This window comes from Seohaeicola saemankumensis (genome assembly GCF_042678485.1).
GTDB lineage: Bacteria > Pseudomonadota > Alphaproteobacteria > Rhodobacterales > Rhodobacteraceae > Seohaeicola > Seohaeicola saemankumensis.
The window spans coordinates 247144-273715 of the sequence record NZ_JBHTKR010000005.1 but is presented as its reverse complement, the minus strand read 5'-3'; the positions used below and the strand labels follow the sequence as shown (position 1 = coordinate 273715).

Below are 26572 nucleotides of genomic sequence, written 5' to 3'. Positions count from 1 at the left end.
TCCGGTGGCGCGGCTATGGTCCAGCCATATCACAGTGAAGGGAACCCAGATGACGCGCCACGAGACACCGACAGCCGGACCTATCGACGCGGCCAGCCTTGACCGTTTGGCAGAGTTGGCCGTCAAGGTGGGGCTGAACCTCCAGCCGGGCCAGGATCTTGTGATGACCGCCCCGATCGAGGCTCTGCCGCTGGTGCGGCGGATTGCGGAACATGCCTATCGGGCCGGGGCGGGGCTGGTGACGCCGCTGTTTTCCGATCCCGAGGTCGCGCTGGCGCGGTATCGCCATGGTGCGGAGGCCAGCTTTGACCGGGCGGCGGGCTGGCTTTATGACGGCATGGGGCAGGCGTTTGACGCCAATGCGGCGCGTCTGGCCATTGTCGGCGACGATCCGATGCTGCTTGCTGCAGAAGACCCCGACAAGGTCGGGCGCGCCAACAAGGCCAATTCCATCGCCTATACACCGGCGCGCGAACGGATCACGAATTTCGCGATCAACTGGAACATCGTCGCCTGGCCGGGGCGCGCCTGGGCGCAGCTGATGTTCCCGGACCTGTCCGCCGATGCGGCTGTCGGCAGGCTGGCGCAGGCCATCTTTGCCGCCTCCCGCGTGGATCAGGCCGATCCGGTCGCGGCCTGGGCCGCGCATAACGCCAAGCTGCGCGAACGGTCCGACTGGTTGAACGGGCAGGCGTTCCATGCGCTGCATTTCACCGGGCCGGGCACCGATCTGACCGTGGGGCTGGCCGATGGGCATGAATGGATGGGTGGCGCTTCGGTTGCGCGCAACGGGATCGTCTGCAATCCCAACATTCCCACCGAGGAGGTTTTTACCACGCCGCATGCGCTGCGCGTCGAAGGGCATGTGTCCTCGACCAAGCCATTGTCGCACCAGGGAAGCCTGATCGACGGCATCCGCGTCCACTTTGAAGGCGGGCGCATCACCCAGGCGCATGCCACAAGGGGGCAGGACGTCTTGCGCAAGGTGCTGGACACCGACGAGGGTGCGCGCCGCCTGGGCGAGGTGGCGCTGGTGCCGCATGGCTCGCCCATCTCGCAGTCGGGTCTTTTGTTCTACAACACGCTGTTCGATGAAAATGCGGCCTGCCATATCGCGCTTGGCCAGTGCTATTCCAAATGCTTCAAGGGCGGTGAAAGCATGACCGCCGCGCAGGTCGCGGCGCAGGGCGGCAACAGCAGCGCCATCCACATCGACTGGATGATCGGATCCGATCAGATCGACATCGACGGCGTGCAGGCCGATGGGCGCCGGGTGCCTGTTTTCCGCAAAGGTGAATGGGCCTGATGATCGCGTCCTGCTTGACGTTGCGATAGCTGCGGGCGGGCGTTTTGCGAAACGGGTTGCACCTGATCGGCGCTAACAGGTATCTTTCGCGCACCATCCGCATTGCGGGACAGAAATAGCTGCAAACGACCGGGGGGCGACTTGTCGGACCTCTCGGCACATCTATGGGAGTATATCCATGTTTTCCAAACAGAACGCGGGCGCCTTTGTGCGTACCGGGCGCGCCATGCTGATGGCTGGCGCCGCTCTGGCCCTGACCATGACCGCGGCAAGCGCCGAAACCCTGCGCTGGGCGCGTGTCGCCGATGCGCTGACGCTTGACCCGCATTCGCAGAACGAGGGGCCGACCTCGACGCTGCTGCACCACATCTATGAAACGCTGGTTGGCCGTGCCACCGACGGCTCGCTCCAGCCGCGTCTGGCCACCGAATGGATGATCAGCGCCGAAGATCCCACCGTTTGGGTGTTCAAGCTGCGTGAAGGCGTCAAGTTCCATGACGGATCTGATTTCACCGCCGAAGACGTCGTCTTCTCGCTGGATCGCGCGCGGGCGGAAAGCTCGGGTTTCAAGGCGCTGCATTCCGCGGTTGAAAGCGTGTCGATGGTCGACGACTACACCGTACACGTCAAGATGACCGGGCCGTCGCCGCTTTATGTGCAGAACCTGACCAACACCTTCGTGATGGACAAGGGCTGGGCCGAGGCGAATGACGTGGTCCTGCCGCAGAACTTCGCGGCTGGCGAGGAAAACTTCGCCGTGCGTAACACCAACGGTACCGGCCCCTACACGCTGGTGTCCCGCGACCCCGAAGTGCGTACCGTGATGGCCGCGTTCGCGGATCATTGGGATACGGCCCCCGCCGTGACCGAGATCATCTATACCCCGATCGCCGAAGCCGCGACCCGTGTCGCTGCCCTTCTGTCGGGCGAGGTGGATGTGGTGCAGGACGTGCCCGTGCAGGATATCGCACGCCTTCAGCAGACCGATGGCATCAAGATCGCAACCGGCCCCGAGAACCGGAACATCTTCTTCTCCTATGACATGACCTCGGACAAGCTGATCTCGGCCAATGTGGATGACAACCCGTTCAAGAAGCCCGAAGTGCGCGAAGCCCTGTCGCTGGTGATCGACCGTGACGCGATCCAGCAGGTCGTGATGCGCGGCCAGTCGCAGCCGACGGCGGCACCGCTGCCGCCTTTCGTGAACGGCTGGACCGCCGAGATGAGCGCCTATGGCAAGCCCGATTACGAGCGTGCCGCAGCCCTGGTGGCCGAGGCGGGTTATCCCGACGGTTTCTCGATCGACCTGCACTGCCCGAATGACCGCTACCTGAACGACGAGGCGATCTGCCAGGCCCTGGTCGGCATGCTGGGCCGCGCCAAGATCAACGCCAATCTGGTGTCGCAGTCGCGCAGCCTGCATTTCCCGCTGATCGAGAAGTGGGAAACCGACTTCTACCTGCTGGGCTGGGGCGTGCCGACCTTCGACAGCGCCTATATCTTCAACTTCCTGGTGCATTCCCGCGAAGACAGCTACGGCAGCTACAACGGGTCGCGTTATTCCAACCCGGATCTGGATGCGAAGATCGAACAGCTGGCGACGTTGACCGATCTTGCGGCGCGCGATGCGCTGATTGCGGAAATCTGGGGCAAGGTCATGGAAGACCGCGTCTTCCTGAGCGTGCACAACCAGATGCTGGCCTATGCAATGAAGGACAGCATCAACCTGGATGTTCATCCTGAAAACCAGCCCAAGATGACCACGGTCACCTTCGGCAACTGATCCTGCTTGATCCTTGCGCCCGTGCAGTCTATCGCTGCGCGGGCGTTTTGCTTTAAGACAGCAAGACTGACCTAATTTGCGGCGAAGGACGGATTTACCATGCTGGCCTATATCATCCGACGGATCCTGCAATCGGTGCTTGTGATGCTGGTCGTGGCACTGGTGTCATTCGCCCTGTTCCGTTACGTGGGCGATCCGATCAACTCGATGGTCGGACAGGAAACGACGATCGCAGACCGCGAGGCGCTGCGCGAGCTGCTGGGGCTGAACGATCCGTTCCTGACGCAATTCGCCACCTTCATTGGCCGGGCCGTGCAGGGTGATTTCGGGATTTCCTACCGGTTGCAACAGCCGGTGATGGAGCTGATCCTGTCGCGCCTGCCTGCCACGCTGGAACTGGCGCTGGTGTCCGGAGTGCTGGCCTTCGTCTTTGGTGTGGGCTTTGGCGTCTATACAGCGCTGCGCCGCAATGGCTGGCTGTCCAACACCATCATGACCGTGTCGCTGATCGGAGTGTCGCTGCCGACCTTCCTGATCGGTGTGCTGCTGATCTGGGTCTTCGCGGTCGAATTGCAGTGGCTGCCCAGTTTCGGACGCGGCGATACCGTGCAGATCGGCAACTGGACGACCGGGCTTCTGACGCCTTCGGGCCGCGCATCGCTCGTGTTGCCGGCGATCACGCTTGGTCTTTACCAGATGACGCTGATCATGCGCCTGGTCCGGGCCGAGATGCTGGAAGTGCTGCGAACCGACTATATCAAGTTCGCCCGCGCCCGTGGCCTGAGCAATCGCGCCGTGCATTTCGGCCATGCGCTGAAGAACACGATGGTGCCGGTGATCACGATCACGGGTCTTCAGCTTGGCTCGATCATCGCGTTCGCGATCATCACCGAAACCGTGTTCCAGTGGCCAGGTGTCGGGGCGCTGTTCATCAATTCGGTGCGCTTTGTCGATGTGCCGGTGATGGCCGCCTACCTGATGCTGATTGCGCTGGTCTTCGTGATCATCAACCTGATCGTCGATCTGCTGTATTACGTCGTGGACCCGCGCCTGCGCGTGGACCGCGCCGCCACCCGCCATTAAGGAGAGGCTGCCATGAACCGGCTTGCACGCATGTGGGACAGCGACATCGCCTGGTCCTTCCGTCATTCGCCCGTGGCCATCGTCGCCTCGGTGGTGGCGCTGATCATCATCATGGGGGCGGTTCTGGCCCCCTGGATCGCGCCCTTCAACCCTTTCGATTCCGCCTCGCTCAATCTGATGGACGGCTTCACGCCGCCGGGTGTGCCGAACCAGTTCACCGGCAACAGCTACCTGATGGGGACTGACAACCAGGGCCGGGATATCTTTTCGACCATCCTGTACGGCGCGCGCATCTCGCTTTTCGTGGGTTTTGCCGCCGTGGTCTTTTCGATGGTGCTGGGGATCGGGCTGGGCCTGCTGGCCGGATGGCGCGGCGGCTGGGTGGACAGCCTTCTGATGCGGATCGCCGATGTGCAGCTGTCCTTTCCGTCGATCCTGATCGCGCTGCTGATTTTCGGTGTGGCGCGCGGGTTCATTCCCCCCACCATGCGCGAGGAGGTCGCGATCTGGGTGCTGATCGTCTCCATCGGCCTGTCCGACTGGGTGCAATATGCCCGCGTGGTGCGCGGCGCGGCGATGGTCGAAAAGTCCAAGGAATACGTGCAGGCCGCGCGTGTGATCGGTGTGCATCCCACCCGCATCGTGCTGCGGCATATCCTGCCCAACGTGATGGGCCCGGTTCTGGTGATCGCGACCATCGGCCTGGCGCTGGCTATCATTGCCGAGGCGACGCTGTCCTTCCTGGGCGTGGGCGTGCCGCCGACGCAGCCCAGCCTTGGGACGCTGATCCGCATCGGTCAGCAATATCTGTTCTCGGGCGAATGGTGGATCATCCTGTTCCCCTCCATCGCGCTGCTGCTACTGGCGCTGTCCGTCAACCTGCTGGGTGACTGGCTGCGCGACGCGCTGAACCCAAGGCTGAGGTAAGATCATGACCGACGCTCTGCTATCCGTCCGCAACCTGCGGGTCGAATTTCCCACCCGCCGCGGCATCCTGACCGCGATCGACGACGTGTCCTTTGACATCATGCCCGGCGAAGTGCTGGGTGTGGTCGGCGAATCCGGGGCCGGCAAATCCCTGACCGGCGCTGCGATCATCGGCCTGCTGGAGCCGCCGGGCCGGATTGCGGGCGGTGAGATCCTGCTGAAAGGCCAGCGGATCGACAACCTGGATGCCGAATCCATGCGCCGCATCCGCGGCAAGCGGATCGGGATGGTGTTCCAGGACCCGCTGACCAGCCTCAACCCGCTTTACACGGTGGCCCAGCAGCTGATCGAAACGATCCGCACCCATATGGATCTGTCCGACGCCGAGGCGCGCAGGCGCGCCATCGCCCTGCTTGACCGTGTGGGCATTCCCGCCGCCGCGCGCCGGATCGACGATTATCCGCACCATTTCTCGGGCGGGATGCGGCAGCGTGTGGTGATTGCGCTGGCGCTCTGCGCCGAGCCTGAACTGGTGATCGCGGACGAGCCGACAACCGCGCTGGACGTATCGGTGCAAAGCCAGATCATCGACCTGATCAAGGAAATCTGCGCCGAACGCGGGGCTGCCGTGATGCTGATCACCCATGACATGGGCGTGATCGCGGAAACGGCGGATCGGGTGGCGGTGCTCTATGCCGGGCGCCTGGCCGAGATCGGCCCGGTACGCGAGGTGATCACCGCGGCCGAGCATCCCTATACCTCCGGGCTGATGGGCTCGATCCCGACGCTTACACAGGACAATGCGCGCCTGGTGCAGATCCCCGGCGCGATGCCGCGGCTGAACGCGATCCCGCAGGGCTGCGCCTTCAACCCGCGCTGCGAACGTGCCTTTGACCGCTGCTTCAGAGATCGCCCCGATCCGATCGAGCGCGGGGACGGGCGCAAGGTGGCATGCTGGCTTTATGATGCAGCAAGCGTCGCGACGAAGGAGAAGGCCGATGTCTGATGCATTGCTGAAGATCGACCATCTGACCCGCTACTTCGATGTGTCCAAACCCTGGTTGAACCGGGTGCTCGAACGCGAGGAAAAGCAATATCTGACCGCCGTGGCCGATGTCAGCTTCGAGATCAAGCGCGGCGAGACCTTCGCGCTGGTGGGCGAAAGCGGGTCCGGCAAATCGACCATCGCCAAGATGGTCGTGGGACTTCTGGGGGCATCCGAGGGAACGATCGCGTTCGATGGCCACCGCATGACCGGCACGGCAGGCGCCGAGATGCGCGAATTGCGGCGTCGTTTCCAGATGATCTTTCAGGATCCTTTCGCCAGCCTGAACCCGCGCTGGCGCGTGGGCGATATCATTGCCGAGCCGATCCATACCTTCGGCCTGCTGAAGGGTGCGGATGTGTCCAATCGCGTGGGCGAGCTTCTGGACACGGTCGGCCTGTCCGCCAAGGATGCCGAGAAGTTCCCGCATGAGTTTTCAGGCGGTCAGCGCCAGCGGATCGCGATTGCGCGCGCGCTGTCCTCCAAGCCCGAATTCATCGTCTGCGACGAACCGACCTCGGCGCTGGATGTGTCGGTGCAGGCGCAGATCCTCAACCTGATGAAGGATCTGCAGGACGAGATGGGGCTGACCTACCTGTTCATCAGCCATGACCTTTCCGTTGTGCGTCACATGGCGAACCGGATCGGGGTGCTTTATCTGGGCCGGCTGGTCGAGGTGGCGGATGGCAAGCGCCTGTTTACCGACCCGCAGCACCCCTACACGCGCATGCTGCTGGATGCGGTGCCGGATCTGGCGCTGTCAGGTCGTCGCCGCAAACCGGTGGAAGGCGAGATCCCGAACCCGATCAACCCGCCCCCCGGTTGCGCCTTTCATCCGCGCTGCCCTCTGGCGATGCCGCGTTGCAAGGTTGATGCGCCCTTGGCGGTAGCGACGGCGACGGGATATGCGGCCTGCTTCGCGCTGGACCAGAAAACCGCCTGAGCAGCGGCACGGTCCGGTTACTGGATATTTGAAGCAAGAAGAACTCAGACGCGGGCCAATCCCCGCGTCGGAAGCAAAGATCGTGCCGCCCGAGAGTCAGGCGACGGTGCCGGGGCGTTTTTCCGCGATCGTATGCGCCTGCTGCATCAGGGCCGCCAGAACCGGGGTATGCGGTTCGCGATAGGGTGCGATCAGGCCGACGGCGTGATGTGCGTCCGGCGCGGTCAGCGGCAAGGCAACCAGGTCGCCACCGGCCAGGAAGATCTCGGCCGCCTTCAGCGGCAGGACCGTGGCCCAGCCCCCGGCGAGGACATGGCTGATCAATACGATGACCGATGACGCCTCGACCTTGGGGGCCGCGCTCACCCCGGCTTCGGCCATGTGCAGGTTGATGATGCGACGGTTCTGCATGTCGGGTGTCAGCAGGCAAAGGGGCAGATCGCCAAGGTCTGACCAGCGCAGTTCCCCCTGTGCCGCAAGGGGATCGTCGGCGCGCAACACCACGCAATAGCGTTCATCATAGAGCGGGACCGTCGAAACGCGTCCCAGCGGCTCGTTGTCCAGATAGCTGATGCCGGCATCGACCTGCAAATTCTCCAACAGCGCCAGGATCTCGGCCGAGGTGCTGGAGCGGACCGTGAAACGCACGTTGGGATGGCGTCGGCTGAATTGCGTTGTCAGGTCCGATACCATCGTCAGCGCCGTGGGGATCACCGCCAGGCGCAGGTTGCCCGACAGGCCCTGCTTCGCGGTACGCATTTCCTCTCGCATGGTGCGCGCGTCGCCCACGATCTGGCGCGCCCATTCCAGAACGCGCTGGCCTTCGGGTGTCAGCCCCTGAAAGCGCGAGCCGCGCCACACCAGCATGACGCCAAGTTGATCCTCAAGCTGCTTGATCGCTGCCGAGAGGCTGGGTTGCGTGACGCCGCAGGCTTCGGCCGCGCGGCCGAAATGCTGCTCGCGCGCCAGGGCGATGAACATCTCCAGTTTCTCGATCATGCCCTGACTATCGCGCTAAAGCCCGCCCCGCGAAAGGGGATTTCCGGCGCCCTGTTTCTTCTTGCTCCAAATATCCCCGCGCGGAGCGCATGCGACCCCTCGGCCCTGCGCCTCGGCGCTATTGCCGGCCCTGCACCGGCGGCAGTGGCGGGCGGCGGTTCTGCATCCTTTCGCGGATGAAGACGAACAGCCCCGATCCAAGGATCAGCGCGCTGCCCGCCCAGACGACCGGAGCCGGGATGTCACCCCAGATCAGCCAGCCCCAGAAGATCGCCAGCGGCAGGCCGATGTATTCGAAGGGGGCGACCACCGCCGCATCCGCCAGCCGGTAGGCCTGGGCCAGCGCAAAGCCGATGATGGCGGAATTCAGCCCCAGCCCCATGAACAGCCAGCGGTCGTTCCCTTCGGGCCAGACCCAGGCGCGCAGAAGGAATTGCACGGATCCGTTTTCGACCCCTTCGGCAAAGCGCCCGTCGCCCGCCACCGCGTAGAAGCCCAGCGAGACCACGATGAAGATCCCCTGGATATAGACCGCCATGGCCGAGGCGCGGGTCGTGGCACCCAGCTTTCGGGTCATGATCTGGTTCAGCGCATAGGTCAGCGCCGACAGGACAGGCAGGAACAGGATGAAGCGCGACACCTCCGTGCTGCTTTCCCATGGTCGCATCATCAGAACCACGCCGCCGAAACCGACCGTGACCGCGGCCATCCGCAGGGGGCCCACCTTTTCGCCCAGCAGCGGGATCGACAGCAGGGTGATCATCAGCGGCGCCACGAAGAAAAGCGCTGTCGCCTCGGCCAGCGGGATCACGGCAAGCGCCGCGAAATAGGTCAGGTTCGAGATCACGACCAGCAGCCCCCGCATCAGGTGCAGCCCCGGCGTGCGGGTCCGCAGGATGCCGAAGCCGCCTTCCATCTGCACCAGCATCAGGCTGAAAATGATCCCGATCGCCGACCGGATGAAGACCATCTGATGCAGCGGGTAGCCCCCTGACAGCTGCTTGATCAGCACATCGTTGATCGAGATCGCCGTCATGCCCGCCAGCACGAACAGAATGCCCGCGGCGGTGTTTTGCGGGACGGTGACAAGGGGCGTTCGCATGGGGATACCTTTGCAATCACGTCATGCCTATCCCTGACGACGGCCGCGGGCCAGCATCTTTTTGCAACCGCGCCTCACGGCTTGGCGCAGCCGCGACGCTGGGGTAGTCTGGCGCGAAGACCATGCCGACACGCGGCTCAGGAAGGACTGAACACCCATGCAGATGAACGACCAACGCGACATCAAGGCCCCCCGCTCCGATGTCTGGGCAGCTTTGCTCAGCGCGGATGTGCTGAAGGATTGCGTGCCCGGCGCGCAAGAGGTGACGGGCAATCCCGCTGACGGCTTCGAGGCGACGGTGGTACAGAAGGTCGGCCCGGTGAAAGCGACATTCAAGGGGCAGGTGGTTCTGTCCGACATGGTCGAGGGGGAAAGCCTGACACTGTCCGGCGAAGGCAAGGGCGGTGCGGCGGGTTTCGCCAAGGGTGAGGCCAAGGTGCGCCTTGAGGATATCCCCGAAGGCACCCGCCTGATCTATGACGTCGAGGCGAAAGTCGGCGGCAAGCTGGCGCAACTGGGCAGCCGGCTGATCGATGGTTTCGCCAAGAAGATGGCCGACCAGTTCTTCGAGAATTTCCAGACGGTCATTGAAGGCCCCGCCGATGTGGCGGCCGAGGATGACGCAACGACAGATGCCCCTGCGAAGAAAGGCTGGCTCAGCCGTCTGAAAGGCTGAAACCGGCCGTCGCGGCATATCGGTGGGCCTGGGGCGAAATAAACCGCCCCGGCTGCCGGTTGTTTGGCCTGCGCGCCTTGTTTGTCAGGGGGGCACATTCTACATGCAGGCCATGAAACGCTTTATACCCTTCCTGAAGGCAGACCCCGTTGTATCTGTCGTGCGCCTGGCTGGCAGCATCGGCTCCGGGCCGCGCAGCCCGCTGAGCGACGAGGTCATGGGACCCGTGCTGGAGCGCGCCTTCCGGCGCGGCAAGCCCGCAGCCGTGGCGCTTGTGATCAACTCGCCCGGAGGCTCGCCCGTGCAATCGGCGCTGATTGCCGCCAGGATCCGGCGGCTGTCGGCAGAGCGGAAAGTGCCGGTTCATGCCTTTGTCGAGGATGTGGCGGCGTCTGGCGGATATTGGCTGGCCGCGGCGGCCGATGACATCTGGGCCGATACCGGTTCGATCGTGGGGTCGATCGGCGTGATCTCGGCGGGCTTCGGCGCGCATGTGGCGCTGGCGCGCCAGGGTGTCGAACGTCGGGTCTATACCTCGGCTGACTCCAAGAGCATGCTGGATCCCTTCCTGCCGGAAAAACCCGAAGACGTGGCGCGCCTGAAAGAACTGCTTGGCGGCCTGCACGACAGTTTCGTGGCCTATGTCCGGTCACGGCGTGGCGCCAAGCTGGCGGATGATGCCGACCTTTTCACGGGCCGGTTCTGGTTGGGCGCGCGGGCGCATGAGCTGGGGCTGATCGACGGGATCGGTCACCTGGAGCCAAAGCTCAAGGAGCTCTATGGCGACAAGACGCGCTTTGCCCGCTACGGGCGTCGTCGCGGCCTGTTCCAGCGGTTTGGTGCAACCCTGGCGCAGGACGCCCTTGCCGGAATAGAGGAGCGGGCGGCTTTCGCGCGTTTCGGGCTATGACGTGATCCTCAAGATTGTTGTTCTGTTTCTTGTGGGCATGGGCGTTCTTGCCATGTTCGGCAAGCTGAAATTCCCCGGGCAAAAGCGCCTTCAATCGGCGCGATGCCCGTCTTGCGGGCGTTATCGCATAGGGCGTGGCCCGTGTTCCTGTGGACATCGAAAAGGATAGACGATGGTTTGGTTGATGGCAGCCCTTGGGCTTGTGATCCTGTTGTTTGCTGGCGATGCGCTGGTGAAAGGGGCGGTGAACCTGGCCCTCAGGATCGGGATCCCGGCGCTGATCGTCAGCCTGACCATCGTGGCCTTCGGCACATCCGCGCCCGAATTGCTGATCTCGGTCCAGGCGGCCATGTCCGGCGTGCCAGGGATCGCGCTGGGTAATGTGGTTGGGTCGAATACCGCGAACATCCTGTTGGTGCTGGGCATTCCGGCGCTGATCGCGGTGATGCACACGGCGGAACATGACACGCGCAAAAGCTTCGTGGTGATGATCGCGGCCTCGGTGCTGTTCATCCTGCTGGCCTTCCGTGGCGTGTTCGACTGGATCGCCGCGCTGATCATGCTGGGCGCGCTGGCGCTGGCCCTGGCCGACATGTTCCGTGATGCGCGCAATCACAAGATCGCGGCTGTCGTGGCCGAAGGCGTGGACGGGACGGATGACCTTGACGACCTCGAAGGCGCCGATCCCGACATGCCCTGGTGGAAGATCGTCACGTTCCTGGTGCTGGGCCTGATCGGTCTGCCGCTGGGCGCGGATATCCTTGTGGACAGCGCAACCGTGATCGCCCGCACCTTCGGCATCAGCGAGACCGTGATCGGGCTTACGCTGGTGGCTGTCGGCACGTCGATGCCGGAGCTTGCGACAACGGTCATGGCCGCTGTCCGCAGGCAGGCCGATGTGGCGCTTGGCAACGTGATCGGGTCGAACCTGTTCAACCTGCTGGCCATCATCGGGATTGCCGCCCTGGTCGCACCGATCCCGGTCGATAGCCAGTTCCTGACCTATGATCTGTGGGTGATGCTGGCGGCCTCGTTGTTGCTGATCCCGTTTGTCTTCCTGCGTCAGAATATCGGGCGCGCCTGGGGTATCATCTTGATCGTGTTCTACGCGACCTATGTATCGATGATGTTCATCTGACCCATCGGGGCAGGCAAAGGGGTAGGCAAATGCAAAAGATCGCGCTGGTGACCGGGGCAGGCAAACGGCTGGGCCGTTCCATGGCGCTATACCTGGCGGATCGCGGGTTTGATCTGGCCGTACATTACGCCGCGTCGAAATCCGAGGCCGAGGATGTGGCCGCCCTGGTTCGCGCCAAGGGGCGCCGCGCCGTGACGCTGCAGGCCGATCTTCTGGATGAGGCAGCAACCCAAAGGTTGATCCCTGATGCCATGCAGGCATTGGGCGGGCCGGTGACCTGCCTGATCAACAATGCCTCGATCTTCGAATATGACAGCATCGCCAGCGCGACCCGTACCAGCTGGGACCGGCATTTCGAAAGCAACCTGCGGGCCCCTTTCGTTCTGACCCAAGGCATGGCCGCGGCCATCCCCGAAGCGGTGCAGGATGACGCAGGCGAACCCGTGGCGCAGGGGCTTGTCATCAACATGATCGATCAGCGGGTCCGTAAGCTGACGCCCGAGTTCATGACCTATACCCTGGCCAAGATGGGGCTTTGGGCCCTGACGCAAACCTCTGCCCAGGCGCTGGCGCCGCGGGTCCGGGTCAATGCGATCGGTCCGGGGCCGACCTTGCAGGGCGCGCGCCAGTCCGACCGGCACTTTGCCGACCAGCGCGCGGCAACCGTTCTGGGGCGGGGCGCAAATCCGGCTGATATCACCGCGGCGCTTGGGTATTTCCTGGATGCGCCCGCCGTGACCGGACAGTTGATCTGCGTCGACGGCGGCCAGCATCTGGGCTGGCAGACGCCTGATGTGCTGGGTGTCGAATAGGCCCTTGAATGCCGTTTCGACGGATATGCGGGGCAAGGGACGTCAAAGTTTTGCACTGTTCACGACGCGGTTACGACATCGTTACAAAAACTTTAATGTTTTCAATATTTTGCAGCATGGCAAAAAAATTACGTTTAATAACAGATGCTTATTAATATGTCTAAAAAACAGGCAATACAGAGAAGCGGGCTGTAACTAAGGAAAATTTCCCGATGCCGAAAACTTATCGGCAGAGTTATCCACAGAAACCGTGGACAGGTTTACCCTTGCCCCGGCCTCACAAAGATTGCAGAGGCACCGGAAGAATCATACCTCTGAAACCATGACCGAATTACCCGCACAACCGCTGACCGGACATGCTCTGATCCAGGACTATCTGAAGACGCTTGACGGCTCTCCGGGTGTCTATCGGATGCTGGATGCACAAAGCCGTGTGCTTTACGTGGGCAAGGCGCGCAACCTGCGGGCACGGGTGTCGAACTATGCGCGCCCTTCGGGTCACTCGGGGCGGATCGCGCGGATGATCTCGGAAACCGCCGGGATGATGTTCCTGACCACCCGGACCGAGACAGAGGCCCTGCTGCTGGAGCAGAACCTGATCAAGCAGCTCAAGCCGCGCTACAACGTGCTGCTGCGCGATGACAAAAGCTTTCCGAATATCCTGATCACTGGCGATCACGACTTTCCGATGATCACCAAGCATCGCGGCGCGCGCAAGGACAAGGGGCAGTATTTCGGCCCCTTCGCCAGTGCGGGTGCTGTGAACCGGACGCTGAACCAGTTGCAGAAGGTGTTCTTGCTGCGAAACTGTTCGGACGCGATGTTCTCCAGCCGGACAAGGCCCTGCCTGCTGCACCAGATCAAGCGGTGCTCGGCCCCGTGCACGGGGCAGATCTCCAAGGCGGATTACGCGGCAACAGTGGCGGATGCCGTGCGCTTTCTTTCGGGTCGCTCGACCGCAGTGCAGGAAACGCTGGCCGCGCAGATGCAGCAGGCCTCGGACGAGATGGAATTCGAACGCGCCGCCGCCTTGCGGGACCGGATCCGCGCGCTGACGCAGGTGCAGACGGTGCAGGGCATCAACCCGCGCGGCGTGGCCGAGGCGGATGTGATCGCCTTGCATATGGAGGGCGGGCAGGCCTGTGTGCAGGTCTTCTTCATCCGGGCCCATCAGAACTGGGGCAATGCCGATTTCTATCCGCGCGTCGGGTCTGACATCGAAGCGCCCGAAGTGCTGGAAGCCTTCATCGGTCAGTTCTACGACACCAAGGAACCGCCCCGGCAGCTGATCCTGTCGCATCCTTTGGAAAACCCCGATCTGATGCAGGACGCGCTGTCAGAACGGCTGGGCCGCAAGGTCGAGATCCTTGTGCCGCAGCGTGGCGAAAAGGCCGAGCTTGTCGAAGGGGCCGCGCGCAACGCGCGCGAGTCGCTGGCGCGGAAAATGTCCGAAAGTGCCACCCAGACCAAGCTTTTGGCTGGGCTGGCAGAGGCGTTCGATCTGCCGACGCCGCCGCAGCGGATCGAGGTCTATGACAATAGCCATATTCAGGGCACCGATGCGGTCGGGGCAATGATCGTCGCGGGTCCCGACGGGTTCGTGAAAGGCCAGTACCGCAAGTTCAACATCCGTGGCGATGACCTGACGCCGGGCGATGATTTCGGGATGATGAAAGAGGTGCTGACCCGCCGTTTCAAGCGGCTTCAGAAGGAGGACCCCGATCGTTCGCTGGGTCTGTGGCCGGACCTGCTGCTGATCGACGGGGGCGCGGGACAGGTCAGCGCCGTGGCGCAGATCATGGGCGAACATGGGGTGCAGGACATTCCGATGATCGGCGTTGCCAAGGGTATCGACCGCGACGCCGGCAAAGAGGAATTCCACCGCGTCGGCCAGCGGCCCTTCGCCTTGCGCCGTAACGATCCCGTGCTTTACTTCGTGCAGCGCATGCGGGACGAGGCGCATCGTTTTGCCATCGGCACGCACCGTGCCAAGCGCAGCAAATCGGTGGGGGCAACCCCGTTGGATGATGTGCCAGGCGTGGGGGCCAGCCGCAAACGCGCGCTTCTGGCCCATTTCGGCAGCGCCAAGGCGGTCAGCCGCGCGGGGCTTGAGGACCTCAAGGCCGCGCCGGGCATTTCGGACGCCATGGCCGAGACGATTCACGCCTTCTTCCACGAAAAAGGCTGATATCTGCCGTGCAGATGGCCCGCTTTGCGGCACGCCTAAATTGTAGACAGGCTGCGACATTCGGCATAGATATCGGGCATAATGAGTGTCGGCGCATCTGTCGGGACCGTGCGCCGCCCGCCCTGGTCGTGCAACTGTCAGGCAAAGATGCAGAACTGACGCAAGTGTCCAACCGGGAGTGATCCATGATCCGTACCACTTTTGCGGCCGCCGCCGCTGTCGTTACACTGGCCAGTTCGCTGGCCGCCCAGACCGCGATGCCCTTCGCGCTGGACTGGAAATTCGAAGGCCCCGCCGCGCCCTATTTCGTGGCTGTGGACAAGGGCCATTTCGCGGCCGAAGGCCTGAGCGTCGAGATCTCGGAAGGTGCAGGTTCGCTTGATGCCATCCCGAAGGTTGCCACTGGCGCGTTCCCGGTCGGTTTCGCCGACATCAACAGCCTGATGAAATTCCTGGATCAGAACCCCGGCGCCCCGGTCATTGCGGCGATGATGGTCTATGACAAGCCGCCGTTCGCGGTCGTCGGGCGCAAGTCGCTGGGCATCGAAACCCCGGCCGATCTGGCAGGCAAGGTTCTGGGCGCGCCGCCCCCCGATGGCGCCTGGGCGCAGTTCCCGATCTTCGCCGCGGAAAACGGCCTCGACATGGCGTCGATCACCGTGGAGCCCGTGGGGTTCCCCGTGCGCGAGCCGATGCTGGCCGAGGGCAAGGTGGCATCCGTCACCGGCTTTTCGTTCTCCTCTACCCTGAACCTGATCCGTCTGGGCGTGCCCGAGGATGACATCACGGTTCTGCTGATGGCCGACAATGGCGTGGCGCTTTATGGCAACGCGGTGATCGTGAACACCGATTTTGCCGCCGCGAACCCCCAGGCCGTGACCAGCTTCCTGCGTGCGGTCGCGATGGGCTGGAAAGACGCCATCGCCGATCCCGACATGGCGATCGAGGCTTTGATCAAGCGCAACCCTGCCGCCGACCCCGCGCTTGAAAAGCGCCGTCTGCAAATGGCTGTGGATGCCAACGTCCTGACCGACTGGGTCAAGGCCAATGGCATGGGCAATATCGATCCCGCCCGCATGGCAACCGCGATCGAGCAGACCAAATCGGTCTATCAATTCGTGAATGCCCCCGATGTATCGCTGTATTATACGCCCGATTACCTGCCCTCTGACGGCAGCCTGATGCTGAAGTAATCCGGCCAGCCCAAGACATGGCGCTTCCCTCCAGGGGGGCGCCTTTTTTCCATGTGACGCGTTTCGGGGTTGTTCCAGCACATGTCGAACCTGATCGAGATCAAGGGCGTCACACACGCCTACCGCACCAAGGCCGGCCCCCTGCCGGTGCTGGACAATCTGAACGTATCGGTTCCCGAGGGTGAATTCTGCGCGGTGGTCGGCCCGTCGGGATGTGGCAAGTCCACCCTCACGCGGCTGGTGGCCGGGCTGATGAAGCCCGATCAGGGCGAGGTCTGGCTGCATGGCGAACGCGTGACATCGCCGCGCAAGACCGTGGGCATGGCCTTTCAGAACCCCGTGCTGCTGGAATGGCGCACGATCCTGGACAATGTGATCCTGCCGCTGGAAATCGTGGCCCCCCGGATGCCGCAACGCGACCGCGAGGCCCGCGCGATGCATCTGCTGGAAATGGTGGGCCTGAAGGGTTTCGAGGGCAAGCGCCCGTCCGAACTGTCGGGGGGCATGCGCCAGCGTGCCTCGCTGTGCCGGTCCATCGTGCACAAGCCCGATGTGCTGATCATGGACGAACCTTTCGGCGCGCTTGACGCTTTCACGCGCGAGGATCTGTGGCAGACGATGCGCGACCTGCGTGCGGCGGAACCCTTTACCTGCGTGCTGATCACCCATGACCTGCGCGAATCCGTCTTTCTGGGCGACCAGGTGATCGTGCTGTCGGGCCGTCCGGCGCGCACGCAGCACGTGCTGCGCGTGGACCTGCCCGCCGATCGCACCATCGACAGTCTTTATACGCCCGAGGCCGCCGACATGCTGCATCTGCTGCGCGACCAGATCCGGATCGCCCAGGGTCGTGACGGAGAGGTGCACTGACATGGAAACGCTTCAGAAAATCGCCGTTCCGACGCTTGCGATCCTGGCCTTCCTGGGGCTGTGGGAATTCATCGTCTGGGTCAATGACTGGCCCAACTACAAGATGGCCTCGCCCTCGGATCTGCCGCCCGCCTTTGCGCGCTACAGCCATCTTTTCATCGAAATGGGTTGGCAGACGTTGTGGCGGACTGTGGCGGGTCTGGGGCTGGCCGTGCTGTTCGGCACGCTGCTGGGCATGGCCATGGGCTTTTCCCGGATCGCGCGCGATGCGCTTTATCCGTTGCTGGTCGGTTTCAACGCCATTCCCAAGGCGACGCTGGTGCCGGTCATCGCGCTGATCTTTATCGGTCAGCACGATTTCAACACGGTTCTGATGGCGTTCCTGATTTCCTTCTTTCCGATTGCCGTATCGGTGGGTATCGGCCTGTCCACGCTGGAGCCGGAATATCGCGATATCCTGCGCAGCCTTGGGGCATCGCGCGTCACGATCTTCCGCAAGATCGCGCTGCCCAAGACGCTGCCGGAATTCTTCGGCGCGCTGAAGGTCTCGGTCACGCTGGCCTTCATCGGAACCAACCTGGTCGAGATCGTCTCGCCCCATGGGCGCGGTCTGGGCGCGCTGTTCAAATCGGGTGAGACCAATGGCGATTATCCGCTGATGTTCGCGGTTCTGATCGCGCTCGCCTGCCTGGGGATCGTGCTCTATTACGCGGTCGTGGCGCTCGAGCGGATCTTTGCGGGATGGGCCGAACGCCCGCAATCCTGACCTGCGGCTTCATCGTTCCCGAAATACTCGTCTGCCCTGTCGGTTGTGTGCGCCGGCGCCCATCTTATCGCCTTCCCTGTGCGCAAAAGACCCGCTAGGTATGAGGCATGACATGGACCCTGCCGAATATCCTGACCGCTGGACGGTTGTTGGCTGCCCCCGGCGTGGCGGTCATGTTTCTTTATTTCACAAGGCCCTATGCTGACTGGTTCGCGCTGATGCTGTTCGTGACGGCGGCCATCACGGACTGGTTCGACGGCTATCTTGCGCGTGAATGGAAGCAGGAAACCAAGATGGGCGCGATGCTGGATCCGATCGCGGACAAGGCGATGGTGGTCATCGCGCTGATGGTGATCGTGGGCTATTCCTCGATGTCGCCCTGGCTGGTGCTGCCGGCGACCGTGATCCTGTTCCGCGAAGTGTTTGTATCCGGCCTGCGCGAGTTTCTTGGCGATGTGGCCGGCACGCTGAAGGTCACGAGCCTGGCCAAGTGGAAGACCACAACCCAGATGGTCGCCATCGCCGTTCTTTTTGCACAGGGCGTGTTCGAACATTACTTCGGCATGATCATCTACGGCATGGACGAGGCGACGGTTCTGGCAGTCATCGAGGGCCGGCAACCGGATCTGCATGGCCTGCGCTGGAAGCTGGCAGGCATGATCTGGTCTGGCAACCTCGGGCTGACCCTGCTGTGGATCGCGGCGGCATTGACGTTGATCACGGGGGTGGATTATTTCCGCAAGGCCCAGCCGCTCCTGAGGGAAGACAGATGATCGATATTCTTTATTTCGCCTGGGTCCGTGAACGGATCGGGCTGGCGCGCGAACAGGTCGACACGCAGGCGGCCACCGTGGCCGACCTGGTCGCGGAGTTGCGCGCCCGCGAAGAACGCTATGCCCTGGCCTTTTCGGATCTGTCCGCGCTGCGTGTGGCCGTGGACCAGGACCTGACCGATTTCGACGCGCCGCTTGCCGGCGTGCGCGAGGTTGCGTTCTTCCCGCCGATGACCGGCGGCTGACAAGGGGGGCTGTCATGCGGATCGTGGTGCAGCAAAGCCCCTTTGACCTGGGCGCCGAGGCCAATGCCTTTGCGGCAGGCCGGACCGACATGGGGGCCATCGTCACGTTTTCCGGCGTGGTGCGCGACAATCCCGCGCATCCGCTGCGACAGATGATGATCGAACATTATCCCGGCATGACCGAACGCGCGCTGGAAAAGATCGCCGCCGAGGCGCAGGCGCGCTGGTCGCTTGGCGATGTTCTGGTGATTCACCGCTATGGGCCGATGCGGCCGGGCGAGATGATAATGATGGTCGCGACCGCCGCGCCCCATCGCCGTGATGCCTTTGAGGCGGCGGAATACCTGATGGACTACCTGAAATCCCGCGCGCCTTTCTGGAAAAAGGAACAGGGCGCAGACGGTGAAAGCTGGGTGGCCGCCAAGGATGAGGACGAAGACGCGCTGACCCGCTGGTAATCCGCGCGCAACGCGGGGCTGACGCGAGGTCGCACTTGGCAAATCGCGCCGCAATCGTTTGACCTGCGGGGGTACCACCAAGTCCTGTCACCCGGAGCCCGCGCCATGTCCGCCATCCTTGAAGATTTCATCGCCTTCCTTGGCCCGCGCGTGACCGGCCAGTTGCAGGGTACCGCACGGCTTGAGATCGCGGGCGAAGGTGCGGTGATGCTGGACACCACCGGGGCCCGCGCCGCCATCGGGGACGAGGCCGCAGATGTGACCCTGGCCGCCACGGAACAGGTGTTTCGCAGTATCCTGTCTAGCGAACAGAACCCGGCTGCGGCCTTAATGATGGGCAAGCTCAAGGTCAAAGGCAGCCCGCAACGCGCCCTCAAGGTCAGTGCGATCCTGATTGCCTGAGCCCTCTGCGCTATCGTGACAGGGTGCGCGCCTCGTCTTCGGGTGACATCGGCGCGCCTGCGCCGATCCCGTTCAGGAAGTCGTCGATCAGGCCGACGGCCATGTCCGATGCGGGCAGGAACATGTTCGAGGATCCTTCCGAAACCGAAAGCGCCGTTTGCCAGCCATTGTTTTCCGATAGACAGACAACCGCACGGCCCGCGTGGCCATCCGCCCGATCCAGCGCGATCAGCCGGCAAAGGCCGATATCGGTGTCAAAGCTGCCAAGCACGCGGGCGGCGCTGCCATCGGCAAGCATCGCGCTGCCGCCTGTGGCCGTGCCGGTCAGGGCCATGGCCGCGCTTTCCAGCCCAGCGGGGGCAGGGGCCATGCCGCGCCCTGCCAAGAAGCCGCCGATGCCCACGGCCACGGCAAATGACGCCGCCATGGCCATCGACCAGACCGCCCGCGCCGGTGCCACCTTCGCCCTGGCCCGCAGTGGCGTGACGGTCGCGCCCGTATTGTTCGTATCGGCGATGTTTGTATCAGCCTCTCCCATCGGCGCTGTCAGCACTGTGGCGATCAGATGATCCGGCACGCTGCTCGGATCCATCGCGTCGCGCAGGGCTTTCGCGGTTGCGGTGAATGTCGCAAAGCGCGCGGTCAGGTCCGGGCTGGCCTTGATCCGCGCAAGCAGTTTGCTGGCGTCGGGTCCGGTCAATTCGCCATCGGCAAGGGCCATCAGCATGTCGTCACTCACATTCGATTGGTGTTTCTGGGTCATCGGGTTGTCCCCTGGGTGTGTCCGGCCGCATGGCCATCTGTCTCGGTCGTCATGTTCAAGGCTTGTGCAAGCGCCATGCGGCCCCGCGACAGCCGACTCATCACCGTGCCTTCGGGGATGCCCAGCGCCTCGGCCACTTCGCGGTAGCGCAGCCCCTCGACACAGACGAGCATCAGAACGGCACGCTGGTCTTCAGGCAGCGCGCCCATCGCAAGGCGGACCTGTGCCAGGTAAACGCGGTTCTCGGTCACGTCGCGACCGTCCTCGCCGATCAGGGGGGATACGCTTTCCACATCGTGCAGCGCCACGGTGTTGCGGCGCGCCCGGTGGCTGTCGATCCAGGCGTTGCGCATGATGCGAAACATCCAGCTGTCCAGTCGCGTTCCCGGTTGGTAGCTGTCGATATGGCGCAGCGCCTTTTCCACGGTCACTTGCACAAGATCGTCAGCCTGATCCTGCACACCTGTCAGGCTCCGCCCGAAAGCACGCAGGCGGGGAAGTATTTGGATCATCTCGTTGCGGATCGCATCTGACACGGAGTTTTCCCTCGTGAACCTACGGCACTTTAAACTTGTTACCGGGCAGAAAACGGCACGACAGCGATTTTATTCCGGGTATTGTCAAAAAAATGAACCGATCAGGGAATAGCAGACAGGTCTGCTGCGTTGTTGTTTTGTGAAACCATGGCGTCGCGCAGGGGATTGCGGAACGCAAGGCGTCAGATCGGTTGAAGGTGTTGCCGGCCCTGCCTGTCAGAGGAGTACAAGGTATGTCCAAGAGGACCACAGGCCCAAGAACAGACACAGCCCAGAGCCCGGACATGGCGCGTCGCGCCCTTTTGCGACGGATCGGACTGGCGGGGACGATCGCCTATACGGCACCGGCCCTGACCGCGCTGGGCATGGCGCGCGCCTCGGGTGGCGGCGGCGATGGCGGTGGAGGTGGCAGCGGTGGAGGTGGCAGCGGTGGCGGCAGCGGTGGCGGTAGCGGCGGGGGGAGCGGCGGCAGCTCGGGCGCCTCGGGCGCTTCGGGGGCCAGCGGCGCGTCGCGGGCATCGGGGCCAATCAGTTCGCAACGCGACGGCGACGGCGTGCGAGAAGAAATCCTGCTGGCCCTGCCAGCCGGGCAGAGCGTGGCCGCGGTCGAGGCGCTGGGGTACCGCGTTCTGGGATCGCGTAACAACAACACATTGAACCAACGCCTTGTGCGGCTTGAATTGCCCTTCGGGCGCACATCCGCGCAGGCGCAGACCGAACTGGCCCGTCGTCTGCCGGGGGCCACGGCAGATGCCAATCATCTTTACACGACGGATGATTTCCCCTGCAGGAACGGATCCTGTGCGGCCCATGAGATGATCAGCTGGTCAGGCTGGCCCAGTGCCTTCGCACCCCGCATCGGCATGATAGATACAGGGATCAATGTCGATCATGATGCACTGCGGGGCCAGAAACTGAAGGTCTATCAGGCCGATATCGGTGATCGCAACGCCTCGGGTCGGCAGCACGGCACGGCAATTGCCGCCCTTTTGCTGGGGCGCATGGACAGTCGCGTTCCGGGTCTTTTGCCAAATGCCCGGTTGATTGCGGTCGAAGCATTCCATCGCGGGCGTGGTGGCGACCAGGCCGATGCCTTTTCGCTTGCGGCGGCGGTTGACCTGCTTCTGGGTGAAGGCGTCAGTGTCATCAACCTCAGCTTTTCGGGTCCTGAAAACGCGGTGCTGCGCCAGATTACCGCGCAAGCCGCGGCTAGATCGGTGGCGCTTGTGGCGGCGGCCGGCAATGGCGGCGCCGGGGCAAAACCTGCCTATCCCGCGGCCTGGCCCCATGTGATCGCGGTAACCGCCGTGGATAGCCGGCAGCGTATCTACCGCCAGGCGAACCAGGGGCCCTACATCAGTCTTGCAGCGCCCGGTGTGGGCGTCTGGACGGCGGCTTCGGTCTCGGGCGGGCGGCTCAAGTCGGGGACATCCTATGCCGCCCCCTTCGTGACTGCGGCGCTGGCCGTGCAGCGGATGCGGGATCCGAAAGCCCCGCTGGCGAGCGCGGTCAAGCAACTGATCGATTGCGCCACCGATCTTGGGCAAGCAGGGTATGATCCGGTCTATGGCAACGGGCTGGTTTCGGCGCCCGGCTCCTGCAAGGGTGAGGTTTCCGAAGTTTTTTCGGTCAGCGGGGAATAGTCCGGGGCACGGTGCCGTTCTTATTGCATGGCCGCTTGATGTTGCGGTGTCATGAGTGGAAAGGATGAGAAACATGTCTGAACAGAATTCCAAGACCAGCGTTTCGCGTCGGGCTCTGCTGGCCCGTCTCGGCCTTGCGTCTGGCGTGCTTTATGTTGCGCCCGTGATGATGCATCTGGGTGCGGCCCATGCGTCGAGCGGTGGCTCGGGCGGTGGGGCAGGTGGCTCCGGTGGCGGCTCCGGTGGCGGCTCTGGCGGTGGCTCCGGTGGCGGCTCTGGCGGTGCGTCGGGTGGTGCGTCGGGTGGGTCCTCGGGTGCATCCGGTGCGTCTGGTGCGTCTGGTGCCTCCAGTGCTTCGGGACCTTCGGACGACTCGAGCTCCTCGAGCAGCTCCGGGACGTCAGGTCCGTCAAGTGCGTCAGGTCCGTCCGGTCCGTCGGGCGCAGGCAAGCGCTGACATGACGGCCTGCGACAACGCGCAGGTCACCGAGGGGGTGCGCCACATGCGCGCCCCTTATCCTGTTGTGCAGCACCTGACGTATCCGGGTCTTGATGGCGCCGTTCTTCTGGAAAACGCGCCCGAGGTTCTGGACGCGCTGAACGGGCTGATGGTGGGCTGGACCCCCGAGGTCACGATCAGCGGGTCCGACACGCAGGGTCCCGATGGCGCAACATCTGTGTCCCTGATCCGGCGAAACGGCGACAGGATGGACCTGCATTCGCCATGGCTGGACAAGCCGCTTGCGGGGCTTCAGGTCGCCAGCGCGGCCTGTGGGGTTGTCGCCGATATCTCGCAGGCGTTCTGCAACCAGCATCGCGGCTGCCTGGGGCTGCATTGCGGCGCGGTGCAGATAAACGGGCATCTGGTGGTGCTGACCGGACCGGCCCGTGCGGGAAAAAGCACCCTGATCTCGCGCATGACGGCCGAACCGGACATGACGGTGTTCTGTGATGACATCCTGCCGGTTCTCGAGGATGGCCTGGCCTTTGGCCTGGGGCTGGCCCCGCGCCTGCGCCTGCCCCTGCCCGATACCGTGACCGATGCCTTTCGCGCCCATGTCGATGCCCATATGGGGCCTGCCGACCGGCGCTATGGCTACCTGTGCGGTCCGAATATTGCCCCGCATGGCACGCGCGCGCCGGTCAGGGCTTTCATCGTGCTGGCCCGCGGCCAGGATGTGCCGGCGCAGTTGCACCGGATGGAGCCGACCGAGGCCGTTCAGCACCTGGTGCGGCAGAATATTTCAGCCCCCGGCGAGGATACCGCCCATTTCGACCAGGTGACGCGGATGGTCGAGGGGGTGCTGTGCCTCAAGCTGGTTTATTCCGATATCGAGGATGCGGTGGCCTTGCTGCGTCGCGCCTTTGCCACCGACGGCCTGCCGGCCCTGGGTGTCGCGGTCGCGCCGCCCTTGCCAGCCGTGATCGAGCCTGTGGTGCGCCCGCCCGCCAGCCTGGCGCTGACGTATCGGCGCAGCCCGCATGTCGCGGTGCGCGAGGTTCAGGACGATCTGTTCCTGTGGCACGCGACCGAATACAGCTATTTCCACCTGAACCCGGTGGCGCGGGCCATCTGGGCCATGCTGGAGGAACCGATCAGCGGCCAGGATATCGCCGATCTGCTGTCCGAATTTTTCCAGGATGTCGCACCCGCGCAGATCGCGGCGGATGTGGCCAGCCTTCTGGGGGCGTTCGAATCCGAATCGCTGGTGCAGCCGGCGGCCTGATCCAGCCGGGCGAGCCGGATCAGCGGTTGTTCATCCGCTCGATATAGGCGCGCATTTCCTCGGCCTCGTGGCGGGCTTCCCGCAGGCCTTCCATGGTGGCCGACAGCTCTGCCTCGGTCTGGGCCAGCTGATTGCTCAGTTCGGCCTCGCGCTGCTGCATGTAGGTGATCGCCTGGTCGCGCGTTTCTTCGGCCTCGTGCAATTCCTGCGCCATGCGCTCCAACTCTCCGATGTCCGCCTTCGAGACACGGGTGAAGCGATGGATCAGCCAGTTGGCGAACCACCCCAGGCAGAAGGCCACAAAAAGGATGACCGCCGTCGCGATGATGAATTCGGTTCTGTTCACTCGCGCTTTCCTTGCTTTTCGGTGCCGTCTGCGCCGTTGTCATTGCCATTTGCCGCGTCTGCGGCTGCTTGCGCCGGGGTGCCCTGCTGATCCTCCGCAGCGTCGATCCCGATCAGCCGGAATTCGATCCGGCGATTGGCCTCGCGGCCTTCCTCGCTGCCGTTGTCCGCGATGGGTTGATCCATGCCATAACCGACCGAGGTGATCGACGAGGTCAGCACGCGCCTGGCACGCAGCGCGTTCAAGACCGCCAGCGCACGCGCCTCGGACAGGCGCTGGTTCATCTCTGCGCGTCCCTGGCTGTCCGTGTGGCCGCTGATCTCGAGCTTGAGTTCGCCGCATTCCTTTAGGATATCGGCGATGTCATTGATGATGCCGGCGGCCGCCGCATCCGGTGTATCGGATCCCGGTTCGAAATTGATCTTGCGGGTGGACAGGATCGCGTTGATCCGGCGGATGCAGTCCTGTGGCGTCGGCAGGGCCGCAACGGGATCAAGCGCCTCGTCATAGGTGACGTTGATCGTATAGTCGGCCGCTTCGCCCAGCTTCTGCGCCAACAGGGCCGCGATCTGGGCGCTGGCGCGATCGTTTCCCGTCGCGCCCGTCACGGTCAGCTGGTCCGGCAGAACCGTCGTCTGGCCAGAGGTCAGGCGCGACAGCGCCTCGAGCCCGGCCAGGACGCGCACGGTCCAGTCCTCGGTCAGGGTGTCGTCACTGCGCACGGCGGATTGTACGGCCTCCGAGCCAAAGCGGGCCTTGGCGAAGGTTTCCATGATGGTGCGGCTGGTGTCGTCGCCGATGCGGCCGCGCAGCTCGACCTTGCCGTCTTCCGACAGGATTGCCGTGAATTCGGCCTGGCCCCTGGCGTCTGCAACCTCTGGCGCGGGCAGCACGGCGGTCAGGGCAAAGACATCGGGCAGGCGGCTTTCCAGCTCGCCGACCACGCGGTCGAACAGGGCCTGATCGGTGCCTTGTTCGGCCAGAAGGGTGATGTCGGCATCGGTGAAGGTCACCGATCCCGCCCCGATTTCCGCCAGGGCCGCGATGGCCTGTTCCGCGGCGCGGGCCCAGTTCGGCGATGGCACACCCAGCCCGATCGTGCAGATGCCCTTTTCCTCCATCCCGGCGGCGCGCGCGGCGGCAAGGATGCGGGTCTGTGCCTCTTCGGTATCGGCAGAGCAGGCGTCGAAGCGTGCCTTGCCGTCGTTGATCAGGAAACGCAGGTTGAAGGGCGTGATCACCGGGCGGGGTGCCGAGATATCCAGCGCCAGCCGTACCCCCGTGGGGACGCGGCGCGCCAGGTTGACCTCAAGCTTGCGGCGCTCTTCTGCGCTGTCGGCCATGGCCGTGATCGCAACCCGGTCAGCCGCGATCGAGATTTTCGCCCGCGGCATCGACTCAAGCGCGGTGATTCCAAAGCTCAGCGCCCTGTCCCAATTGTCCGGCACCGGATAGTCGGCGGTCTCCAGAAGATCGGTCACCGCGCCGCCGTCGGCCATGGGTGACAGCTGCGCCATGATGCTGTCGCGGTCGATCGACGCGGGCACGAGACCGATCAGCGAGATGCCACCCTCGTTACGCAGGATCTCGACCGAAAAGCGCGGCGCCTGGATTCCGGCACTGTCGCGAATGTCCATCCCGTCAATCACGCGGGCCGCATCGACAACACCCCCGGCGGTCGACAGCGCCTTGAATCGCAGCGCTTCCGAGGGGGCGGTGCCGGTCAGCACGACCTGAAGCCCGTTCGCCTGCACCTCGGCCCAGGGCAGCGCGTTTTCGTCCAGGGCAAGGCGCACGCCGTATTCGGAATTCTCCTCGATCGTCCTGACAGAGAATCCTGCTGCGACAAGGCTCAGACCCGCGGCAGCAAGGAATGTCATGGTGACGATGGCGATGGCGGAAAAGCGCATGAAACCCCGATGCGTGGTTCTTGATGTC

Annotated in this window: 26 protein-coding genes; 20 read left to right on the top strand and 6 right to left on the bottom strand. The window is 63.7% G+C overall.

Going from position 1 to position 26572, the window contains the following annotated elements:
- Positions 1–49: 49 nt before the first annotated feature.
- The 6 genes from ACFQ3C_RS13610 (at position 50) to ACFQ3C_RS13585 (ending at position 7087) form a co-directional block, all read left to right on the top strand.
- Positions 50–1306: an aminopeptidase gene (locus ACFQ3C_RS13610; RefSeq protein WP_380792829.1), complete on the top strand. Its 1257-nt coding sequence runs from the start codon at positions 50–52 to the stop codon at positions 1304–1306.
- A 178-nt stretch (positions 1307–1484) separates the two neighbouring features.
- On the top strand, positions 1485–3089 hold the full coding sequence (locus ACFQ3C_RS13605; protein ID WP_380792827.1) for an ABC transporter substrate-binding protein: 1605 nt from the start codon (positions 1485–1487) through the stop codon (positions 3087–3089).
- Positions 3090–3188: 99 nt separating this feature from the next.
- Positions 3189–4172 (top strand): ABC transporter permease, encoded by a 984-nt coding sequence (locus ACFQ3C_RS13600; RefSeq protein ID WP_380792825.1) that lies wholly within the window; start codon positions 3189–3191, stop codon positions 4170–4172.
- A 12-nt stretch (positions 4173–4184) separates the two neighbouring features.
- Positions 4185–5099, top strand: a complete 915-nt coding sequence (locus tag ACFQ3C_RS13595; protein WP_380792823.1) for an ABC transporter permease — start codon at positions 4185–4187, stop codon at positions 5097–5099.
- Between the two features lie 4 nt (positions 5100–5103).
- Positions 5104–6105, top strand: coding sequence for an ABC transporter ATP-binding protein (locus ACFQ3C_RS13590; RefSeq protein ID WP_380792821.1), 1002 nt, complete (start codon positions 5104–5106; stop codon positions 6103–6105).
- Complete coding sequence (locus tag ACFQ3C_RS13585) at positions 6098–7087, top strand: ABC transporter ATP-binding protein (RefSeq protein ID WP_380792819.1); 990 nt, start codon at positions 6098–6100, stop codon at positions 7085–7087. The genes ACFQ3C_RS13590 and ACFQ3C_RS13585 overlap by 8 nt, the downstream gene beginning before the upstream one ends.
- Positions 7088–7183: 96 nt before the next feature.
- On the opposite strand, the gene ACFQ3C_RS13580 is transcribed toward ACFQ3C_RS13585, so the two are convergent.
- Complete coding sequence (locus ACFQ3C_RS13580) at positions 7184–8086, bottom strand: LysR family transcriptional regulator (RefSeq protein ID WP_380792817.1); 903 nt, start codon at positions 8084–8086, stop codon at positions 7184–7186.
- 118 nt (positions 8087–8204) lie between these two features.
- Complete coding sequence (locus ACFQ3C_RS13575; RefSeq protein WP_380792815.1) at positions 8205–9188, bottom strand: DMT family transporter; 984 nt, start codon at positions 9186–9188, stop codon at positions 8205–8207.
- A gap of 157 nt (positions 9189–9345) precedes the next feature.
- Between ACFQ3C_RS13575 and ACFQ3C_RS13570 the strand changes: the two genes are divergently transcribed.
- From ACFQ3C_RS13570 to ACFQ3C_RS13515, 12 genes are all read left to right on the top strand, one after another.
- On the top strand, positions 9346–9864 hold the full coding sequence (locus ACFQ3C_RS13570) for a CoxG family protein (protein WP_380792814.1): 519 nt from the start codon (positions 9346–9348) through the stop codon (positions 9862–9864).
- A gap of 112 nt (positions 9865–9976) precedes the next feature.
- Complete coding sequence (locus tag ACFQ3C_RS13565; RefSeq protein ID WP_380792813.1) at positions 9977–10774, top strand: S49 family peptidase; 798 nt, start codon at positions 9977–9979, stop codon at positions 10772–10774.
- 172 nt (positions 10775–10946) lie between these two features.
- Positions 10947–11912 (top strand): calcium/sodium antiporter, encoded by a 966-nt coding sequence (locus ACFQ3C_RS13560; RefSeq protein WP_380792812.1) that lies wholly within the window; start codon positions 10947–10949, stop codon positions 11910–11912.
- 29 nt (positions 11913–11941) lie between these two features.
- A complete protein-coding gene (locus ACFQ3C_RS13555; RefSeq protein ID WP_380792811.1) occupies positions 11942–12724 on the top strand; it encodes an SDR family oxidoreductase in 783 nt (260 codons plus the stop codon).
- Between the two features lie 322 nt (positions 12725–13046).
- Positions 13047–14912 carry an excinuclease ABC subunit UvrC gene (gene uvrC / locus ACFQ3C_RS13550; protein ID WP_380792810.1) on the top strand — a complete coding sequence of 622 codons (1866 nt, stop codon included), beginning with the start codon at positions 13047–13049 and terminating at the stop codon, positions 14910–14912.
- A 185-nt stretch (positions 14913–15097) separates the two neighbouring features.
- Entirely contained in the window at positions 15098–16105 is a 1008-nt protein-coding gene (locus tag ACFQ3C_RS13545) for an ABC transporter substrate-binding protein (RefSeq protein ID WP_380792809.1), read from the top strand.
- Between the two features lie 81 nt (positions 16106–16186).
- Positions 16187–16975: an ABC transporter ATP-binding protein gene (locus tag ACFQ3C_RS13540; protein ID WP_380792808.1), complete on the top strand. Its 789-nt coding sequence runs from the start codon at positions 16187–16189 to the stop codon at positions 16973–16975.
- A 1-nt stretch (position 16976) separates the two neighbouring features.
- Positions 16977–17741 (top strand): ABC transporter permease, encoded by a 765-nt coding sequence (locus ACFQ3C_RS13535; protein ID WP_380792806.1) that lies wholly within the window; start codon positions 16977–16979, stop codon positions 17739–17741.
- 107 nt (positions 17742–17848) lie between these two features.
- Positions 17849–18514 carry a CDP-diacylglycerol--glycerol-3-phosphate 3-phosphatidyltransferase gene (pgsA, locus tag ACFQ3C_RS13530; protein WP_380792805.1) on the top strand — a complete coding sequence of 222 codons (666 nt, stop codon included), beginning with the start codon at positions 17849–17851 and terminating at the stop codon, positions 18512–18514.
- Positions 18511–18759: a molybdopterin converting factor subunit 1 gene (gene moaD / locus ACFQ3C_RS13525; RefSeq protein WP_380792803.1), complete on the top strand. Its 249-nt coding sequence runs from the start codon at positions 18511–18513 to the stop codon at positions 18757–18759. The genes pgsA and moaD overlap by 4 nt, the downstream gene beginning before the upstream one ends.
- A 14-nt stretch (positions 18760–18773) precedes the next feature.
- Positions 18774–19217: a molybdenum cofactor biosynthesis protein MoaE gene (locus ACFQ3C_RS13520; protein WP_380792801.1), complete on the top strand. Its 444-nt coding sequence runs from the start codon at positions 18774–18776 to the stop codon at positions 19215–19217.
- 105 nt (positions 19218–19322) lie between these two features.
- Entirely contained in the window at positions 19323–19619 is a 297-nt protein-coding gene (locus tag ACFQ3C_RS13515) for an SCP2 sterol-binding domain-containing protein (protein WP_380792800.1), read from the top strand.
- Positions 19620–19629: 10 nt separating this feature from the next.
- Here ACFQ3C_RS13515 and ACFQ3C_RS13510 read toward each other — a convergent pair whose 3' ends face one another.
- Both ACFQ3C_RS13510 and ACFQ3C_RS13505 read right to left on the bottom strand, forming a co-directional pair.
- Entirely contained in the window at positions 19630–20382 is a 753-nt protein-coding gene (locus ACFQ3C_RS13510; RefSeq protein ID WP_380792798.1) for an anti-sigma factor family protein, read from the bottom strand.
- Complete coding sequence (locus ACFQ3C_RS13505; protein ID WP_380792797.1) at positions 20379–20918, bottom strand: RNA polymerase sigma factor; 540 nt, start codon at positions 20916–20918, stop codon at positions 20379–20381. Before ACFQ3C_RS13505 ends, ACFQ3C_RS13510 begins: the two co-directional genes overlap by 4 nt.
- Positions 20919–21202: 284 nt before the next feature.
- Between ACFQ3C_RS13505 and ACFQ3C_RS13500 the strand changes: the two genes are divergently transcribed.
- A complete protein-coding gene (locus ACFQ3C_RS13500) occupies positions 21203–22561 on the top strand; it encodes a S8 family serine peptidase (protein ID WP_380792795.1) in 1359 nt (452 codons plus the stop codon).
- 458 nt (positions 22562–23019) lie between these two features.
- On the top strand, positions 23020–24288 hold the full coding sequence (locus ACFQ3C_RS13495; RefSeq protein WP_380792793.1) for a PqqD family protein: 1269 nt from the start codon (positions 23020–23022) through the stop codon (positions 24286–24288).
- A 19-nt stretch (positions 24289–24307) separates the two neighbouring features.
- On the opposite strand, the gene ACFQ3C_RS13490 is transcribed toward ACFQ3C_RS13495, so the two are convergent.
- Entirely contained in the window at positions 24308–24634 is a 327-nt protein-coding gene (locus ACFQ3C_RS13490; RefSeq protein WP_380792791.1) for a hypothetical protein, read from the bottom strand.
- Positions 24631–26544, bottom strand: a complete 1914-nt coding sequence (locus ACFQ3C_RS13485) for an OmpA family protein (RefSeq protein ID WP_380792788.1) — start codon at positions 26542–26544, stop codon at positions 24631–24633. The genes ACFQ3C_RS13490 and ACFQ3C_RS13485 overlap by 4 nt, the downstream gene beginning before the upstream one ends.
- Between the last annotated feature and the right edge of the window lie 28 nt (positions 26545–26572).

Excerpts from the sequence above, each read along its gene's own strand:
- ACFQ3C_RS13610 (WP_380792829.1), top strand. The coding sequence starts at position 50 with ATGACGCGCCACGAGACACCGACAGCCGGACCTATCGACGCGGCCAGC.
- ACFQ3C_RS13605 (WP_380792827.1), top strand. The coding sequence starts at position 1,485 with ATGTTTTCCAAACAGAACGCGGGCGCCTTTGTGCGTACCGGGCGCGCC.
- ACFQ3C_RS13600 (WP_380792825.1), top strand. The coding sequence starts at position 3,189 with ATGCTGGCCTATATCATCCGACGGATCCTGCAATCGGTGCTTGTGATG.
- ACFQ3C_RS13595 (WP_380792823.1), top strand. The coding sequence starts at position 4,185 with ATGAACCGGCTTGCACGCATGTGGGACAGCGACATCGCCTGGTCCTTC.
- ACFQ3C_RS13590 (WP_380792821.1), top strand. The coding sequence starts at position 5,104 with ATGACCGACGCTCTGCTATCCGTCCGCAACCTGCGGGTCGAATTTCCC.
- ACFQ3C_RS13585 (WP_380792819.1), top strand. The coding sequence starts at position 6,098 with ATGTCTGATGCATTGCTGAAGATCGACCATCTGACCCGCTACTTCGAT.
- ACFQ3C_RS13580 (WP_380792817.1), bottom strand. The coding sequence starts at position 8,086 with ATGATCGAGAAACTGGAGATGTTCATCGCCCTGGCGCGCGAGCAGCAT.
- ACFQ3C_RS13575 (WP_380792815.1), bottom strand. The coding sequence starts at position 9,188 with ATGCGAACGCCCCTTGTCACCGTCCCGCAAAACACCGCCGCGGGCATT.
- ACFQ3C_RS13570 (WP_380792814.1), top strand. The coding sequence starts at position 9,346 with ATGCAGATGAACGACCAACGCGACATCAAGGCCCCCCGCTCCGATGTC.
- ACFQ3C_RS13565 (WP_380792813.1), top strand. The coding sequence starts at position 9,977 with ATGAAACGCTTTATACCCTTCCTGAAGGCAGACCCCGTTGTATCTGTC.
- ACFQ3C_RS13560 (WP_380792812.1), top strand. The coding sequence starts at position 10,947 with ATGGTTTGGTTGATGGCAGCCCTTGGGCTTGTGATCCTGTTGTTTGCT.
- ACFQ3C_RS13555 (WP_380792811.1), top strand. The coding sequence starts at position 11,942 with ATGCAAAAGATCGCGCTGGTGACCGGGGCAGGCAAACGGCTGGGCCGT.
- uvrC (WP_380792810.1), top strand. The coding sequence starts at position 13,047 with ATGACCGAATTACCCGCACAACCGCTGACCGGACATGCTCTGATCCAG.
- ACFQ3C_RS13545 (WP_380792809.1), top strand. The coding sequence starts at position 15,098 with ATGATCCGTACCACTTTTGCGGCCGCCGCCGCTGTCGTTACACTGGCC.
- ACFQ3C_RS13540 (WP_380792808.1), top strand. The coding sequence starts at position 16,187 with ATGTCGAACCTGATCGAGATCAAGGGCGTCACACACGCCTACCGCACC.
- ACFQ3C_RS13535 (WP_380792806.1), top strand. The coding sequence starts at position 16,977 with ATGGAAACGCTTCAGAAAATCGCCGTTCCGACGCTTGCGATCCTGGCC.
- pgsA (WP_380792805.1), top strand. The coding sequence starts at position 17,849 with ATGACATGGACCCTGCCGAATATCCTGACCGCTGGACGGTTGTTGGCT.
- moaD (WP_380792803.1), top strand. The coding sequence starts at position 18,511 with ATGATCGATATTCTTTATTTCGCCTGGGTCCGTGAACGGATCGGGCTG.
- ACFQ3C_RS13520 (WP_380792801.1), top strand. The coding sequence starts at position 18,774 with ATGCGGATCGTGGTGCAGCAAAGCCCCTTTGACCTGGGCGCCGAGGCC.
- ACFQ3C_RS13515 (WP_380792800.1), top strand. The coding sequence starts at position 19,323 with ATGTCCGCCATCCTTGAAGATTTCATCGCCTTCCTTGGCCCGCGCGTG.
- ACFQ3C_RS13510 (WP_380792798.1), bottom strand. The coding sequence starts at position 20,382 with ATGACCCAGAAACACCAATCGAATGTGAGTGACGACATGCTGATGGCC.
- ACFQ3C_RS13500 (WP_380792795.1), top strand. The coding sequence starts at position 21,203 with ATGGCGCGTCGCGCCCTTTTGCGACGGATCGGACTGGCGGGGACGATC.
- ACFQ3C_RS13495 (WP_380792793.1), top strand. The coding sequence starts at position 23,020 with ATGACGGCCTGCGACAACGCGCAGGTCACCGAGGGGGTGCGCCACATG.
- ACFQ3C_RS13485 (WP_380792788.1), bottom strand. The coding sequence starts at position 26,544 with ATGCGCTTTTCCGCCATCGCCATCGTCACCATGACATTCCTTGCTGCC.